General features: G+C 59.3%; 1 protein-coding gene. It reads left to right on the top strand.

Going from position 1 to position 577, the window contains the following annotated elements; all coding sequences use genetic code 11:
- The coding region (locus HT136_RS26115; RefSeq protein ID WP_214202663.1) for a Tn3 family transposase at positions 1–577 on the top strand (577 nt) is incomplete at both ends.

Consider the following 577-nt stretch of genomic DNA (forward strand, 5'->3'; position numbering starts at 1 on the left):
GGATCACGGATCATGTCCGCGACGGCAGGTGAAGCGCCTTACGTGCTCGACGGGCTTGTCCTGGGCGCCGGCAACCTTCCGTTGCATGAGCACTATACCGATACCGGCGGCGCCACCGATCATGTTTTCGCACTCTGCCACCTACTCGGGTTCCGCTTCGCGCCCCGGCTGCGCGATATTGGCGACCGCAAGCTGGGTTCGATCGCTGCGCCATCGACATACAAGGGCATCGAAAATCTGATGGGCCGCACCATCAAAACGGCAGCGATCGAGGCCGATTGGGATGACATCGTCAGGATTGTCGCCTCAATCAAGGATGGCACGGTGGCGCCGTCAGTAATCTTGCGAAAACTTGCCGCCTACAAACGCCAGAACAGGCTGGATTTTGCATTGGCTGAACTGGGCCGTATCGAGCGCACTTTGTTCACGCTCGATTGGCTTGAACAACCGGAACTGCGACGTGCCTGTCAGGCCGGTCTCAACAAAGGCGAGGCGAGGCACACGCTTGCCGCCGCCATCTATACCAACCGGCAGGGTAGGTTCACCGATCGCTCGCTGGAAAATCAGGAATTTCGCG

Source organism: Novosphingobium profundi (assembly GCF_018491765.1).
In the GTDB taxonomy this organism is placed as follows: Bacteria; Pseudomonadota; Alphaproteobacteria; order Sphingomonadales; family Sphingomonadaceae; genus Novosphingobium; species Novosphingobium profundi.